The sequence below is a fragment of the Streptococcus sp. SCPM-O-B-15294 (M123) genome (assembly GCF_058200455.1).
Genome location: NZ_JBYQGU010000001.1, coordinates 71,668 through 88,709, shown reverse-complemented (window position 1 = coordinate 88,709; position 17,042 = coordinate 71,668). Strand labels below are relative to the sequence as shown.

Sequence of the window (17,042 nt, the reverse complement as noted above, 5' to 3'; positions counted from 1 at the left end):
CTCTCTCCTCAAAAATTATTCTCTCTTGATTATACATGATTGAATCCTATTTTCAATCATTTTGGCTAAATCTATGCTCGATCTCAGCAAAAAAGCCATCGAATCGATGACTTTTTAAAAATGAACAGCATGTTTTTAAAAGCTGGTTCCTATTTTGCAATTTCTTCTAACATTTTTTCAATATGTTGGATGGATTTTTCACGTCCAAGCAAATAGATGGTATCTGGCAATTCAGGACCATGCATTTCTCCTGAAACGGCGATACGGATTGGCATGAAGAGGTTTTTCCCTTTGATACCTGTTTCCTTTTGGACTGCTTTTATTTGTGGGAAGATATTTTCTACCACAAACTCTTCGTCTGACATGGCTTCAAGTTTTGCTTTGAAGGCTTCAAGTACCGTTGGCACTGTTTCACCAGCCATGACTTCTCGCTCAGCTTCTGTCAATTCTGGGAAGTCTGAGAAGAAAAGGTCTGTCAATGGAACAATTTCATCCACTGACTTCATTTGTGGTTTGTAGAGTTCCACCAATTTCTCAGCCTTGTCTGTCAAACGGCCTGCTGCTTCAAGGAATGGTTTGGCCATTTCAAAGATGGTCGCAAGATCTGCATTCTTGATGTAGTCATTGCTCATCCAGTCAAGTTTCTTCTGGTCGAAGGCTGCTGGGGACTTGCTGAGGCGGTTTTCATCAAAGAGCTTGATTAGTTCTTCGCGAGAGAAGATTTCATCTTCCCCACCAGGGTTCCAACCAAGAAGAGCGATAAAGTTAAAGACTGCTTCTGGAAGGTAACCTTTCTTCCGGTAATCTTCGATGAACTGAAGGGTATTGGTGTCACGTTTAGATAACTTCTTACCTGTTTCAGAGTTGATGATCAAGGTCATGTGGCCAAATTCTGGTGCTTCCCAACCAAGCGCTTCATAAACCATGAGCTGTTTTGGTGTATTGGCAATGTGGTCGTCTCCACGGATAACGTGAGAGATTTGCATATCGTGGTCATCGATCACAACGGCAAAGTTGTAAGTTGGGTAGCCATCTTTCTTTTGGATAACCCAGTCCCCACCGATATTGCCACCTTCAAACTCGATATCGCCTTTGACCATATCATGCCACTTGTAGATACCTGACTCATTGACTGCCAAACGAACCGTTGGAATCACACCCGCTGCTTCCCGTTCTGCGATATAAGCTGCTTTTTCTTCTTCGCTCATGCCGAGGTATTCATTGATGTAGCGAGGTGTTTCACCAGCAGCTTCTTGGCGTTCACGCTCTGCTGCCAACTCTTCTTCTGTAACGTAAGACTTGTAGGCTTTCCCTTCGGCCAAGAGTTGGTCGATGTATTTTTGGTAGAGTTCCAAACGCTCAGATTGGCGGTAATTTTCATGAGTCTCTGGACTTTCATCCCAGTCCATGCCCAACCAACGAAGGTTTTCCAACTGGGAACGTTCGCCGTCTTCGACGTGGCGCTTACGGTCCGTATCTTCGATACGAATGATAAAAGTTCCACCATGGTGGCGCGCATACAAGTAGTTAAACAATGCTGTACGGGCATTTCCGATGTGTAGTAGTCCTGTTGGACTTGGTGCATAACGCACACGAATATCTTTAGTCACGTATGTTTCTCCTAATTGTTCATTGATTCTGGGCTTCTCGTCTAACTGGCCCAGGCACTTTTCACTCTATTATAGCACATCTCCAAAGGAGTAGCTTCCTAATCGAGTCGTTCTTCTAGTTCAAAATCAATTGGCAGGGTTGCTAAGAAATGCTCCAACTCCCGCTCCCAATAAAACCATTCATGTTTTCCTGGTCCATGGCTATAAGTGATATCAAAACCGAGGTCCTTCAGATGATCCACAGCTGTATTGTTGGCCTCATACAGAGCATCCTGCTCGCCACACCACGCCCATAAGACCGTCTTTTTATCTGAGTACTTCTCAGCAATGCTCTCCAAGGAATAAGGACTTGTCGTCCAATCTTCTAACTCTCCAAAGACCCCTTGCCAATAAGCCTTACTGCCAAAGTCGGTATCTGCTAGTTGACGCCCCTCAAAGCTAAGAGCACCAGAAAAGCTAGCAGCATGCGAGAAGCGATTGGTTTGAAGGGCCAGTTTAAAAGATCCATAGCCCCCCATCGATAGGCCAGCAATAAAGGTCTTCTCCCGCTTCTTAGTCATATTGGGGAAAAAGCGGGCCAAGGTCTTAGGCAATTCCTCTGCGATGGCTGTGTAGTAGGAATAACCATACTGGGTATCCGTATACCAACCATTATTGGTATTAGGCAAGACAACAATCAGATTGGTCGAGCGTAGGATCCGTTCGACATTGGTCCGTTTCAACCAAGAGTACTGATTGCCATTCATCCCATGAAGGAGATAGAGGACCGGGATATCTTGATCATCTGGATTTTCCACCCGAGACGCATCTGGGTAGAGGACGTTGATCCCCCACTCCATTGCGAGCGCTTCTGAATAGTATTCAATTTGCATTACTGCCATCTATCTTTCCTCACTATTTCTTCTTTTCCTTGACAAGAAAAAGCCGACGATCGACTTTTCCTCTTATCTTAATCCTAGCGTACTTCCATGACGACTGGCAAGATAGCTGGTCGACGTTTGGTCTGGTCAAAGAGGTACTTGGCCAAACTATCACGAACAGCACCCTTGAGCTCGCCCCAATCGAAGCTGTCCTGGGCTAAGTATTCTTCCACACTTTGGTTGACGATCTCTGCACTTTCGCGCAAGATATCGCGACTCTTCTTCACATAGATAAAGCCACGGGTGTGAACTTTTGCCTTCGAGATAATGCGTTTTTCACGACGGTTAACCGTAATAGCCACAATAAAGATACCATCTTCTGAAAGGACTTTCCGGTCACGGAGCACGACATTTCCAACATCTCCAATAGCATTCCCATCGATGAGGACATCTCCAGCAGAGACGCTACCTGCAGGAACGAAGTCACCATTGTCATATTCCATGATGGTGCCTTTTTTCGGAATGAAAATATTTTCAGGCAAAATCCCCACTTCCATCGCAAGCCGTGCATGGGCATCCAATTCGCGGTATTCCCCTTGGATTGGGAAGAGATACTTGGGACGAAGGAGGTTGATCATCAATTGAAGATCACGCGCATTTCCGTGTCCTGATACACGCAAGCTTTGAGTAATCGCTTTAACGACTCCGCCTGCTTGATAGACCATGTTTTCGACACGTGCCATAACCGCTTCTTTGGCGATAGATGGAGTTGTTACGATATAGACCAAGTCACCATCTTTGATTTCAACATAGCGGTGACGGCCAATGGACATTTTACGGAGTCCATTGATGGGCTCACCCATCCGCCCCGTTTCAAGAATAATCAATTCATGATCCTCAAAACGAGACATTTCTTTTGGCTTAATCAATATTTTTTCGTTGGCCAAAGACAGTTTATTTAAACGAATCCCTGTCCGGACAATATTTTCTACGTCAAACCCAGTCAAGACAACCCGACGTCCTGTCTCTGCAGCTGCGTCAAAGACTTGCTGGATCCGTGATAGGTTACTTGCAACAGCGGCTACAATGATACGGCCATCCCAGTCAGCAATCGTATCTAGGATTTCATCCCCAACCTCTTGCTCACTAGCCACTTGAATCTTACTATCGGCATTGGCAGAGTCACTCAAGAGAGCGAGGACGCCTTCTTGTCCAATCTCTGCCAAACGAGCAAAGTCAGTCGCATAAAACTCACTCGCTGTCTGGTCAAACTTGAAGTCTCCGGTATAGACGATATTTCCTTCAGAAGTCTTGATGACAATTCCTAAACTTTCTGGAATAGAGTGGGTTGTCTGGAAGAAGGACACAACCGTTCCTCCAAAATCAATCTCTGAGTTGGCATCGATCACATGGAAGTCATTGAACTTCTTGACACTATCATTGCTCTTGACAAAGAGCTTGGCCAACTCGATGGTCAACTCTGACCCAAATACGGGAACTTTAGCCTCCGCTAAAAGATAGGGAAGGGCTCCAATGGCATCCGCATGCCCGTGCGTTAAAAAGACTCCTGCGATACGATCGCTATTCTCAAAGAGGTAGTCCATGTTGGGAATAACGACATCGACCCCTAGTTGTTCATTTTCTGGATACTTGAGACCAGCATCCAAAACAAAAATAGAGTCATTTACTTCAGCTATGTAGAGGTTTTTCCCGTTTTCACGGACTCCACCTAAAGTAATCAACTTAATGTTACTCATGTTTTCTCCTTTATGTGATGGTTCATACTTACGGTCCTTGGCTCACCAAGTCGAATTACAGTTTTGCAAATTTCTTGCATATCTAGAACATTATACTATTTTTTCACGATTTTTTCAAAAGTCAGATCAAACAAAAGCCCTCCATCATCTGATGGAGGAACCTTTATTAAGACCAAAGACGATAGCCCAGATTGTCAACTTTGTCAAAAAGAGACCCTAATCCGTATGATAGTCATTTTTCTTATTCTCAATCACCCGTATCGCTGCCTTGATGACATGAAACTCATTAAGCAGTTCTTCTAAGTGCTGGTAATTCCGATCGCTGAGCGCCCCCTTCTTAAGGGTTTGAGACAAGCTATAAAACCGATCAACATGCTCATCAATATTGGCCAACAATTCTTTGGCTTCTTTCAACCGGTAGCGATTCAGGAGCTTGCTTTGGCTATGCTTATAGGCGAGCACATTCTCACGATGAATGTCTTGACAGACTTCCTTCTGTTCTTCATCCACCGTCAAATTGACCGCTTGGAAGCAAGTAATAAATTCCCGATTCTTCAGATCACACACAAAGACGATACCGTCCTCTGCCACGTAAGCTTCCGTATCAGGTCGTTGATCAAAACTGCTGTCAAAATGATGAAGCGAGGGCACGTGTTGATTGACCCAACGTCTCAACTGCTCTTCATCGACCCCAAATCGTTCCATTGCTCTTTCTTTAAAGTGATCGCGACAGCTATATTCATGTGCGTATGGCAATCCCACTGACCTCACCTCGACTTTCCACCACGACAGACAAAAAGACCTCCAGTCTTACGGGACTAGAGGTCTGGTCTGCTTCACTGACAAGAGGCGATTAACCATTTAGGCTAACGAAAACAACAGTTATGATTTTCATTTCTTTTCATGGTACGTTTTCACATACCAGTGGTTTTCTTTGCAATTTCTCTTTCAGTTTTGTTACAAAGTACTCAGTTGAGCATACCGAAGTTCGAAAACCATCTAAAGCTTCCACTACTATTTCCACGTATTTCAATGTCATTTAGTAAGTTAAGCAGACTTACTTGACGGCTCAACCGATTTAACATTTCCGACGTTCTGGCTTTTTTATAAAAAGCACATTCAAGTGTCAGCGAGGCAAACCTAAAACGAAGTAACCTAATGTATGAATCTATAAGGCATTGGTATCAACCCCTTCTCCCTTATCTTCACCTATAGTATACTCCTTTAATATTGGTATTGCAAGCGATTACACACTGAAACTAGTTTCTAAATTTACTCAAAGAAACGGTAGTAATCAGACAGGTCCATCTTGGCCTTTTCCTCTTGGTTCAAGTCCTGGATAATCTTTCCATCCTTCATGACAATCAAGCGATTCCCGTACTTGAGGGCATCTTCCATATGGTGGGTAATCATCAAGGCAGTCAGTCGATCCGTTTTGACAAATCGATCCGTCAGCTCCATCAAGGCCTGACTCGTCTTGGGATCGAGAGCAGCTGTATGCTCATCCAAGAGCAAGAGTTCAGGACGCTTCAGGGTAGCCATCAACAGGCTCAGAGCTTGACGTTGCCCACCAGACAAGAATTCTACCGCCGTATCGACATGCTTCTCTAAACCATTGCCAATCTGGCTTAAAACCTCTTTAAACTCGTCTTTGTACTGGGCAAGGCGACGAGGAACCAAGCCACGCTTTTCTCCTCGGAATTTTGCAATCAGGAGATTCTCGGCCACTGTCATACGAGGGGCTGTCCCCATCTTTGGATCTTGGAAGACCCGGGATAGGTATTTGGCCCGTTTTTCCGGACCATGGTGAGTAACGTCCTCTCCTTTAATCAGGACTTGACCACTGGTCAGAGGCAGGGTTCCAGCCAGGGTGTTGAAGAGGGTTGACTTCCCAGCACCATTGCCCCCAAGAATGGTGATAAAGTCATGCTCATGAATCTCCAAAGAGACATTGTCCAAAATGACTTTTTCTTCATTCAAGCCATTATTCACCACGATCGTGGCATTTTTTAATTCTACAATTGCGGTCATTTGCTGAGTTTGACTCCTTTCAGCAGTTTCTCTTTAAAGGTTGGAATCATGAGACAGATCGCCAAGATGATAGCACTAAAGATACGGATGTAGCTAGTATTGACACCGATGGCAATCACAGCCCAAATCAAGAATTGATAAATGATTGATCCAATAACAATACTGAGCAAACGTTCTGCTAAGGTCAGTTTTGAGAAAAGGACCTCTCCGATAATCAAGCTAGCCAAACCAACGACGATGACCCCGATTCCTCGAGAAGCATCTGCATAGCCTTCTTGCTGGGCCATCAAGGCACCTGACAAGGCAATAATCCCATTAGAAACCACTAACCCCATCAACTCCATCCGGCTGGTATGGATCCCAAAACTTTTAGCCATCTCAGGATTGTCCCCTGTCGCAATATAAGCTTGCCCTAATTTAGTATCTAAAAAGAAGAGCATAGCAGCAATCACCAGGGTCACAAAGATGATCCCGATGATAATCTCGTTTACGCCACTCGCGATAGGAATCATATCTTGAATTTTTGAGTAGCCAAGCAAGCCCAGGTTGGCCCGTTGCATCACAAAGAGAATGACTGAGTTACAGGAAGTCATCACCAAAATCCCCGATAACAGCGTCGGAATCTTTCCTTTGGTATAAAGAAGACCTGTAGCCAATCCAGCCAAGCATCCCGCACCAACGGCCACCAGGGTGGCTAATAAAGGATGAACCCCTTTGGTGATCAGCGTTACCGCAACGGCTCCTCCTAATGGAAAGGAGCCCTCTGTGGTCATATCTGGGAAATCCAAGATACGGAAGGTCATAAAGATCCCTAGCCCCAAAATAGCCCAGATTAAGCCTTGTGAAATAATCGAAATAAGCATATCTTTGTCCTAACTATTGTAAATATCCTCTATTGTATCATATTGCGAGACGTGATTTCAATGCTTTCAAGAAATAACAAAAAGGCCCCACTCCTTAGAGCGGGGCCTCCTTGTGGAAAACTAATCCATTTCCGATCCTAGTGCGAATCGTTGGTTTCTACCACTTGTTTAGTCTTCGTTTTTCTTGCGTCTTGCAAGACCAGCAAGTCCTACCAAACCAAGAGCAGCACCTAACAATGCAGCAGAAGCTGATTGTTCTTCACCTGTAGCAGGGAGTTGTGGTGTTGTTGGTGGTGTTGGAGGTGTAACTGGTGGTGTTGGTGGCGTTGGAGGTGTTACCGGTGGTACTGGAGGAACAACTTTGTTGTTGAACTCTTTGTCCACTGGATCTGTTACGTTAGTAACAAGAGCTTTCGCGCTACCATCACGTTTCACTTCAACAGTTACAACAGCTTTCATTGTATCATAGATAACTGTAGCATCAGTACCTTTAACTTCTTCAACTGTGTAAGTGTAAGTGCCTTCTTCACCCTTCTTGTACTCAATTGCTGAGAACTTAACGTTACCAGAAGCATCGTTTGTAACTGTTTCAATCACGTTACCATTTTGATCCTTCAAGGTGAAGCTGAACTCACCAGCTTTCAATTCACGGCCTTCAAGTCTCTTAGTAAAGTTGAACTCTACTGAGATTGGAACGTTGACGACACGTTTTTCAGTTGGTTTGTTTGGCTTGTTCACTGACTTGCTAGTTGGATCGTATTGGTGAACGATTTGAGCCGCAGTATTTTCGATGTCTACTCCACCTGCAACGTCTGCTTTAACAGTTGCTGGGATATCGAACTTGTAGTAACGTCCGAAGGCGAATTTAGTTGTATCGATGACTGGTGTATTTTCTGCATCTCCAAGTGACTTAGTCAAGTCTGCCTTAGAAGTTGCAGTGATTACTCCACCTTCAACCTTGATATCGAACTTAGCAGTGACATCTTCTCCTGTTACAGAGTCGTAAGCTTTGATGTTCGCAACGTCGATGTCTACCTTGTTTTCTTCGTAGTCATCAGAGATTCCTACTGATTGGATATTGTGAGCTTCTGTGAACTTAGTAGTATCCAACCATACTTGGTAAACAACTTTATCGCCACGTTTAACAGTCTTAGTATTGATGTTTTCTGCTTCGTTGTTATCAGTCTTATCAGCATAAGGATCTACGTTTGTATCCGCAACCTTATCAGCCAATTCTTTGTCATCATCAAGAAGCTTCGTACCAGTGATATCGAATTTCTCTGCATTCAAGATATACTTCTCTGGTTGGAACTCAGGAGTTTCAGGAGGAGTTACCTTATTGTTGAATTCTTTATCTTCTGGTTCAGTCACAACTGTTACAAGAGCTTTCGTAGCTGCGTCATGTTTCACTTCAACAGTTACAACAGCTTTCATTGTATCGTAAGCGACAGTACCATCAGTACCTTTCACTTCTTCAACTGTATACTTGTGAACGCCTTCTTCACCCTTCTTGAACTCAAGAGCTGAGAACTTAACGTTTCCTTCTGCATCGTTACTTACAGTTTCAAGAACCTTGCCTGATTCATCTTTAAGAGTAAAGCTGAATTCGTTAGCTTTAAGTTCACGACCTTCAAGTCTCTTAGTAAGGTTGAAGTTTACAGAGACTGGTACGCTGTTCACACGTTTTTCAGTTGGTTTTTCAGGTTTTTCAACTTTCTTCGTAGTTGGGTTGTAGTAGTTAACTACTTGCGCTGCAGTGTTTTCGATATCTACTCCACCAAGGACATCAGCTTTCACTGTTGTTGGAATATCGAACTTGTAGTAGCGTCCAAATGCGAATTTAGTTGTATCGATGATTTGAGTGTTATCTGCATCGCCAAGTGACTTAGTGAAGCCAGCTTTAAGGGTTGCAGTGATGACACCATTGTTTACAACGATATCGAACTTAGCAGTGACATCTTCACCTGTTACTGAGTCATAGGCTTTGATTGCAGAAGCATCAAGTTCCAATTTCGCTTCATCGTAGTCATCAGAGATAGCTACAGATTGGATATTGTCCTTGTTGTTTGCATCAAATTTAGTTGTGTCTAACCATACTTGGTAAACCAACTTATCGCCACGGTTAACTGACTTAGTATTCAAGTTTTCTTTTTCGTTGTTAGATGCATCGTCTGCATATGGGTTCGCATTTGTATCTGCGTACTTGTCTGCCAACTCTTTATCATCATCAACGAGCTTGTCACCAGTGATATCGTATTTCTCTTCAGAGACAACGTATTTCTCTGGTTGGAACTTAGGCTCTTCTGGAGGAGTTACCACGTTGTTGAACTCTTTATCAGCGATTTCGCCAACAGTTGCCACAAGAACTTTAGCTGTTCCGTCGTGTGATACCGTAACTGTTACATTCGCTTTCATTGTGTCGTATGTAACGGTTCCGTCAGTACCTTTCACTTCTTCAACTGTGTAGTTGTGAACACCTTCTTGATCTTTCTTGAACTCAAGTTTAGAGAACTTAACGTTACCAGCCGCATCGTTGCTTACAGTTTCAACAACTTCACCTGCTGCATTCTTAAGAACGAAGCTGAATTCGTTAGCTTTAAGCTCACGACCTTCCAAACGTTTCGTGAAGTTGAATTCTACTTCAACTGGTACACTGTTCACACGTTTTTCAGTTGGTTTGCTTGGTTTTTCAACTGTCTTAGAAGTTGGGTTGTAGTAGTTGACTACTTGAGCCGCAGTGTTTTCGATATCTACTCCACCTGCAACGTCTGCTTTAACAGTTGCTGGGATATCAAACTTGTAGTAACGTCCAAATTCGAATTTAGTTGTATCGATGATTTGAGTATTGTCCGCATCGCCAAGTGACTTAGTGAAGCCAGCTTTAAGGGTTGCAGTCATTACTCCACCTTCAACTGTGATGTCGAATTTATCTGTTACGTCTGCTCCTGTTACAGAGTCGTAAGCCTTGATATCAGAAGCTACTACATCAACTTTCGTTTCATCAAAGTCATCAGAGATGCCTACTGATTGAACGTTGTCTTTGTTGTTTGCGTCGAATTTAGTTGTATCCAACCATACTTGATAGTAGATCTTTTCGCCGCGTTTAACAGTCTTAGTATTGATGTTTTCTGCTTCGTTGTTAGTATCTTTGTCAACGTATGGGTTAGCATTTGTATCTGCATACTTGTCTGCCAACTCAGCATCATCATCAAGAAGCTTGTTATCAGTGATAGAGAATTTCGCTGTGTTCAATACGTATTTCTCTGGTTGGAACTTAGGCTCTTCTGGAGGAGTTACACGGTTGTTGAACTCTTTATCAGCGATTTCGCCAACAGTAGCTACAAGAACTTTAGCTGTTCCATCATGTGATACTGTGACTTTCACTGCAGCCTTCATCGTATCGTAAGTAACTGTTGCGTCTGTTCCTTTCACTTCTTCAACAGTGTAGTTGTAAACGCCTTCTTGGCCTTTCTTGAATTCAAGAGCTGAGAACTTAACGTTTCCTTCTGCATCGTTCGTTACAGTTTCAACGACTTCACCTGCTTCATTTTTAAGAACGAAGCTGAATTCGTTGGCTTGAAGTTCACGACCTTCCAAACGTTTTGTGAAGTTGAATTCCACTTCAACTGGAACGTTGTTCACACGTTTTTCAGTTGGTTTGCTTGGTTTTTCAACTTTCTTAGTCGTTGGGTTGTAGTAGTTGACTACTTGCGCCGCAGTATTTTCGATATCTACACCACCAGGAACATCAGCTTTCACTGTTGTTGGGATGTCGAACTTGTAGTAACGTCCAAATGCGAACTTAGTTGTATCGATGATTTGAGTGTTTTCTGCATCGCCAAGTGACTTAGTGAAGCCAGCTTTAAGAGTTGCAGTGATCACTCCACCTTCAACTGTGATGTCGAATTTATCGGTTACATCATCGCCAGTTACTGAATCGTAAGCTTTGATCTTAGTAGCATCAAGTTCCAATTTAGCTTCATCGTAGTCATCTGAAATTCCTACTGATTGGATATTGTCCTTGTTAGCTGCGTCGAATTGAGTTGTATCCAACCATACTTGGTAAACCAACTTATCGCCACGTTTAACAGTCTTGGTATTGATGTTTTCTGCTTCGTTGTTTGAAGTTCCATCAACATATGGATCAGTATTTGTTTCACCATATTTATCAGTCAACTCAGCATCATCATCAAGAAGTTTGTTATCAGTGATAGAGAATTTCTCTGTATTCAATACATACTTCTCTGGTTGGAACTTAGGTTCTTCCGGAGGAGTTACACGGTTGTTGAATTCTTTATCTGGAGCATCAGTAACGTTTACAACCAATACTTTAGCTGTTCCGTCGTGTGATACTGTTACAGTTACTTCTGCTTTCATTGTATCGTATGATACTGTTGCATCTGTTCCTGCGACTTCTTCAACTGTATACTTGTGAACGCCTTCTTGACCTTTCTTGAATTCAAGAGCTTTGAACTTAACGTTTCCTGCTGCATCGTTGCTTACAGTTTCAAGAGTATTACCTTCTGAATCTTTAAGTACGAAGCTGAATTCATTGGCTTTAAGCTCACGACCTTCCAAACGTTTAGTGAAGTTGAACTCTACTGGTACCGGAACGTTGTTCACACGTTTTTGAGTAGGTTTTTCTGGAGTTTCAACCTTCTTAGTTGTTGGGTTGTAGTAGTTGACTACTTGCGCTGCAGTATTTTCAATATCTACACCAGCCGCAACATCAGCTTTCACTGTTGTTGGAATGTCGAACTTGTAGTAACGTCCGAATTCGAACTTAGTTGTGTCGATAACTTGAGTATTTTCTGCATCTCCTAGTGACTTAGTGAAGCCAGCTTTAAGAGTTGCTGTAATAACTCCGTTAGTAACAGTAATATCAAACTTATCTGTTACTTCAGCACCTGTTACTGAATCGTAAGCTTTGATCTTAGTAGCATCAAGTTCCAATTTCGCTTCATCGTAGTCATCTGAGATTCCTACAGATTGGATGTTTTCTTTGTTAGTTGCTGAGAATTTAGTTGTATCCAACCATACTTGGTAAACCAACTTATCTCCACGGTTAACAGTCTTGGTATTGATGTTTTCTGCTTCGTTGTTGGTATCTTTGTCAGCATATGGGTTTGCATTTGTATCTGCATACTCATCTGTCAACTCATCATCGTCATCAACGAGTTTCGAACCAGTGATATCGAATTGTTCTTTGTTAAGAACGAATTTCTCTGGTTGGAACTTAGGTTCAGTTGGAGGTGTTACTACGTTGTTGAACTCTTTATCAGCGATTTCGCCAAGCTTAGCTACTAAAATTTTAGCTGTACCTTTGTGTTCAACAGTGATAGTTACAGTTGCTTTCATTGTGTCGTATGTCACAGTAGCATCTGTACCTGCAACCTCTTCAACAGTGTAGTTGTGAACGCCTTCTTCACCCTTCTTGAATGTAAGAGCTGAGAATTTCACATTACCATCTTTATCGTTGGTTACAGTTTCAAGAGTTTTTCCTTCTGAATCTTTCAATACAAAGCTGAATTCGTTAGCTTTCAATTCGCGTCCTTCTAGACGTTTAGTGAAGTTGAATTCTACTTCAACTGGTACGTTGTTTACACGTTTTTCAGTTGGTTTGCTTGGTTTTTCAACAGTCTTGCTTACTGGGTTGTAGTAGTTAACTACTTGAGCCGCAGTATTTTCGATGTCTACTCCGCCTGCAACGTCAGCTTTAACAGTTGCTGGGATATCAAATTTGTAGTAACGTTCAAATGCAAATTTAGTTGTGTCAATGATTTGAGTGTTTTCTGCATCACCCAATGACTTCGTGAAGCCATCTTTAAGAGTTGCAGTCATCACACCATTTTCAACTTTAATGTCGAATTTGTTTGTTACATCCTCACCAGTTACTGAATCGTAGGCTTTAATTTCAGAAGCAACGACATCAACTTTTGTTTCATCGAAGTCATCAGTGATTCCTACTGATTGAACGTTTTCTTTGTTAGTTGCTGAGAATTTAGTTGTATCCAACCATACTTGATAGTAGATCTTATCTCCGCGGTTAACAGTCTTGGTATTGATATTTGCTGCTTCGTTGTTGTTTGTTTTATCAACATATGGATCAGTATTTGTTTCACCATATTTATCAGTCAACTCAGCATCATCATCAAGAAGTTTGTTATCAGTGATTGAGTATTTCGCTTCATTCAATACATACTTCTCTGGTTGGAACTTAGGTTCTGTTGGAGGAGTTACTGTATTGTTGAACTCTTTATCAGCTGGTTCAGTTAGGTTAGCAATCAATGCTTTCGCTGTACCGTCGTGTGATACTGTTACAGTTACTTCTGCCTTCATTGTATCGTAAGTGACAGTTGCGTCTGTACCTTTCACCTCTGTTACAGAGTAAGTGTAAGTACCTTCTTGACCCTTCTTGTACTTAAGGGCTGTAACTTTTTCACCAGCTTTATTTGTGTACTCTACTGGAGAGAATTTAATCTTACCAGCTGCATCGTTGGTTGCAGTCGCAATCGCAACATTATCACTGTCTTTCAACTCGAATGTAAATTCGCCAGCTTTAAGCTCACGACCTTCCAAACGTTTTGTGAAGTTGAATTCTACAGTGATTGGGACACTGTTCACACGTTTTTGAGTTGGTTTTTCTGGAGTTTCTACAGATTTGCTTACTGGGTTGTATACGTGAACGATTTGGTTAGCTTTGTTTTCGATGTCTACTCCACCTGCTACTGAATCTTTAACAGTTGCTGGGATATCGAATTTGTAGTAGCGACCAAATGCAAATTTAGTTGTGTCGATAACTTGAGTATTTTCTGCATCACCTAAAGATTTGTTCATTGATGCTTTAGATGTTGCAGTAATGACACCATTTTCAACCTTAATGTCGAATTTAGCTGTCACATCTTCACCAGTTACGCTGTCATAAGCTTTGATGTCACCAACGTTAACAGTCAATTTCTCTGCATCGTATGTATCAGAGATACCTACAGATTGGATGTTGTTCTTGTCAGTGAAGTTCTTAGTATCCAACCATACTTGGTAAACTAATTTTTCACCGCGTTCAACAGTCTTGGTATTGATGTTTTCTGCTTCGTTGTTAGCAGTTTTGTCAGCATATGGGTTTGCATTTGTATCTGCATACTCATCTGTCAACTCATCATCGTCGTCAACGAGTTTTGTACCAGTGATGTCAAATTTTTCTTTATTAAGAACGAATTTTTCTGGTTGGAACTCAGGAGTCTCTGGAGGAGTGATCTTGTTGTTGAACTCTTTATCCTCTGTTCCATCAGTAGCGTTACCGTTCGCATCTACCCCACCTGTTGATGATACGTTGGTTACAGTTGTAAGAGCATGACCGTTCTTAGCAACTTCAACAGTGATCGTTGCTTTCATCGTGTCATACGTCATACCTACTTCTTTGGTTGCAGGGATTACTTCTTCTACAGTATAAGTATGAGTACCTACTTTAGTGTTGTCAAATGAAATTTCTGTAAAGGTTACAGTTCCATCTTTTTTGTTGGCAACCGTTTCAACTTCTTGACCGTTTGCATCTTTAAGGATGAACTTGAATTCGCCATCTTTAAGCTCACGTCCAGCCAATTTCTTAGTGAAGTCAAATTTCACTTTAACAGGAGCTACAACATAGTTGTTGAAGATCTTATCATCAGCACTTGCGCTAAATCCGCCTTCAGCACTGTATTTAACAGTTGCTTGCAAGTCACCTTTAGAATTCTCAGTTACAGTAACTGTCATGGTAACAGTCATTGCATCGTAGTCAACGTTTGTATCAGAACCCTTTTGTTCAGTGATCTTGTATTTATAAGTACCAGCTTTGTTAAAAGTAAGCTTGCTGAATGTCGCTTTGCCGTCCTTGTTAGTAACAGTTTCTTCGTGTTTATCAGGACTGCTACTATCTTCTGTTAACTTGAATGTGAACTCGCCATCTGTTAAGACACGTCCATCTAATTGTTTTTCAACTTCTGGAGTTACCTCAACTGGCTCTTGTTTAACATAGTAGTAAATTGGTTGTTTATATGGTGTTAGTGAGTTTAATAAGTCAACATTTACACCAATACCAGGAACTCCACGTTCTAACTGTGAATTTGGTGAAGAGTGACCAATACCATCCCCTAAGAATGGTACAAATACTGTTTTCTTAGGTGTATATCCTGCTGCAGTTTGGAAACCAAAATCAACTTCTACTCCATTAGGATGATTAACACCGTCAGTACCAGTGAAAGCAATTGTGTTAAGAGGTGATTTCTTAACTACTAAATCTTCTTTATTGTAATCACCTGGTTTAATCGGTTTAGTTTCTGCTAGTAACATATATCCATCTGTGCTTAATGTACCATCAGAACGTTTGCTTTGTTGTTTTGGATCTAGTAAGTAAACTCGAACTACTACGGTTCCATCTTCACCTACGATTTCTTTAATACGTTTAATACCATAACGGTCCGCATCCATGAATTTAGTACCAACTGTATAAGGACGGCTTACAAAACCTGATTTATCGTTCGCATCAGCTGTTTGATACAATTTATAGCCATCGAATTGACGCTCTCCAGATGCTGTAAAGCTTTGGCCTTCCATAGCTTTAAGAGTGTATCTAGCTAAGTCTACTTCATTACCATTTGGTACGTAGTCTTGAACAGTTTTATCTGTTTTATTAGCGTTAAATGTTGGGTTATTTTTATCAACTACTCTATAGTAAGTTGTTTTGTCAACTGACACTGGAATTTTAGCGTTAGTTTCAGTAATTGAACGCCCATTGTAAGCTGGTTCTACAACGTTAATAATATCTGTTGATCTACGAGCAGCATAAACAGCATCGTATAATTTTTGCTCATCTGGAGTAAGGTTATGTCCAGAAGCTACAAAAGCTTGGATATGAGCACCAACTTCATACTGCAATTGAATAAATGGTTGGTTAGTTTTCCCAGGTCCAGCACCTTCTCCTTTATCGTATTCAACTTGCCAAGTTAATTCTCCATTAGACGCTGCTGTAGTAGTCGTGAATTTTTGAACACCACTAGATGCATTAACAGTTCTAGTTTCTACTACATTACCAGTAGTTTTATCAATTAATTCTACTATAGTTTCTGTAGATTCATCAAATCTCTTGTACGCACGTGTATAATAATTTCTACCATAACGTTCATTAAACTTAGTAAGATCTACGATACTGTATGTATACCAATCTCCTTCTTTTCTTGCGTACCCAGCTGGTACAGGTTGAGAACTTACAGTTGCTCCATTAGGATTTGTAATGGTTGGATCTACTGTTTCACCATCTTTTAAGTAAGTGCTTACGCTTACTGGGTTAGTATTGTGATCTGCAGAAACTGCTTCATTAGTAACAGCACGACGTCCACGTACGCGTGGTTTATTTGATTCAGCTGTTGCTGGTTTTGCTTCAGTTGCTGGTTTTGCTTCTTCAGCTTTTTCTGCTGGTTTAGCAGCTTCTTCAGCAGTAACACCTGCTTCAGCTGTTGCTGGTTTTGCTTCCTCAGCTTTTTCTGAAGTTGCAGTTGGAGTTTCCGTTGTTGCTTTAGCTTCAGTTGCTAAAGTAGAGTTTGAGAGATCCACTTTAGGTGCTGTTGCTCCCTCAGCATATGTCCCAGTTGGAGCTGTAGTCGCAGTATCTTGCGCCGCTTGAGTCGACTCAGGTTGAACGCTTGCTACTGTTTCCTTGTTTGTGTCAGTAGGCGCAATAGAGTCATCCGCAGCTACTGTCGGAGCTCCTACAGCAAAAAGCGCTGTCCCAAGTAATACAGAACAAACGCCAACGCTATACTTTCGCAAAGAAAAGCGCTGACGTCTATTAAACATTTCCTTCATTTATTTGTATCTCCTTTTTCATATTTATATTCTTTGATACATAACAAATATTACCAGACTTGTTGACCACCGTCAACTAAA

7 protein-coding genes are annotated in these 17,042 nt (G+C 41.7%); all 7 read right to left on the bottom strand.

Annotation, left to right across the window (positions count from 1 at the left end; translation table 11 throughout):
* Nucleotides 1–149: 149 nt before the first annotated feature.
* Complete coding sequence (gltX, locus tag AC3E8G_RS00335; protein WP_414286318.1) at nt 150–1,610, bottom strand: glutamate--tRNA ligase; 1,461 nt, start codon at nt 1,608–1,610, stop codon at nt 150–152.
* A 98-nt stretch (nt 1,611–1,708) separates the two neighbouring features.
* Nucleotides 1,709–2,491 (bottom strand): alpha/beta hydrolase, encoded by a 783-nt coding sequence (locus AC3E8G_RS00330; protein ID WP_414286317.1) that lies wholly within the window; start codon nt 2,489–2,491, stop codon nt 1,709–1,711.
* 74 nt (nt 2,492–2,565) lie between these two features.
* Nucleotides 2,566–4,227 (bottom strand): ribonuclease J, encoded by a 1,662-nt coding sequence (locus AC3E8G_RS00325; RefSeq protein ID WP_490676743.1) that lies wholly within the window; start codon nt 4,225–4,227, stop codon nt 2,566–2,568.
* 216 nt (nt 4,228–4,443) lie between these two features.
* Nucleotides 4,444–4,932 carry a hypothetical protein gene (locus tag AC3E8G_RS00320; RefSeq protein ID WP_129822527.1) on the bottom strand — a complete coding sequence of 163 codons (489 nt, stop codon included), beginning with the start codon at nt 4,930–4,932 and terminating at the stop codon, nt 4,444–4,446.
* Between the two features lie 567 nt (nt 4,933–5,499).
* On the bottom strand, nt 5,500–6,258 hold the full coding sequence (locus AC3E8G_RS00315) for an ABC transporter ATP-binding protein (RefSeq protein WP_490676742.1): 759 nt from the start codon (nt 6,256–6,258) through the stop codon (nt 5,500–5,502).
* On the bottom strand, nt 6,255–7,121 hold the full coding sequence (locus AC3E8G_RS00310) for an ABC transporter permease (RefSeq protein WP_023024568.1): 867 nt from the start codon (nt 7,119–7,121) through the stop codon (nt 6,255–6,257). Before AC3E8G_RS00310 ends, AC3E8G_RS00315 begins: the two co-directional genes overlap by 4 nt.
* Nucleotides 7,122–7,289: 168 nt before the next feature.
* A complete protein-coding gene (locus AC3E8G_RS00305) occupies nt 7,290–16,961 on the bottom strand; it encodes an SspB-related isopeptide-forming adhesin (protein WP_490676741.1) in 9,672 nt (3,223 codons plus the stop codon).
* Between the last annotated feature and the right edge of the window lie 81 nt (nt 16,962–17,042).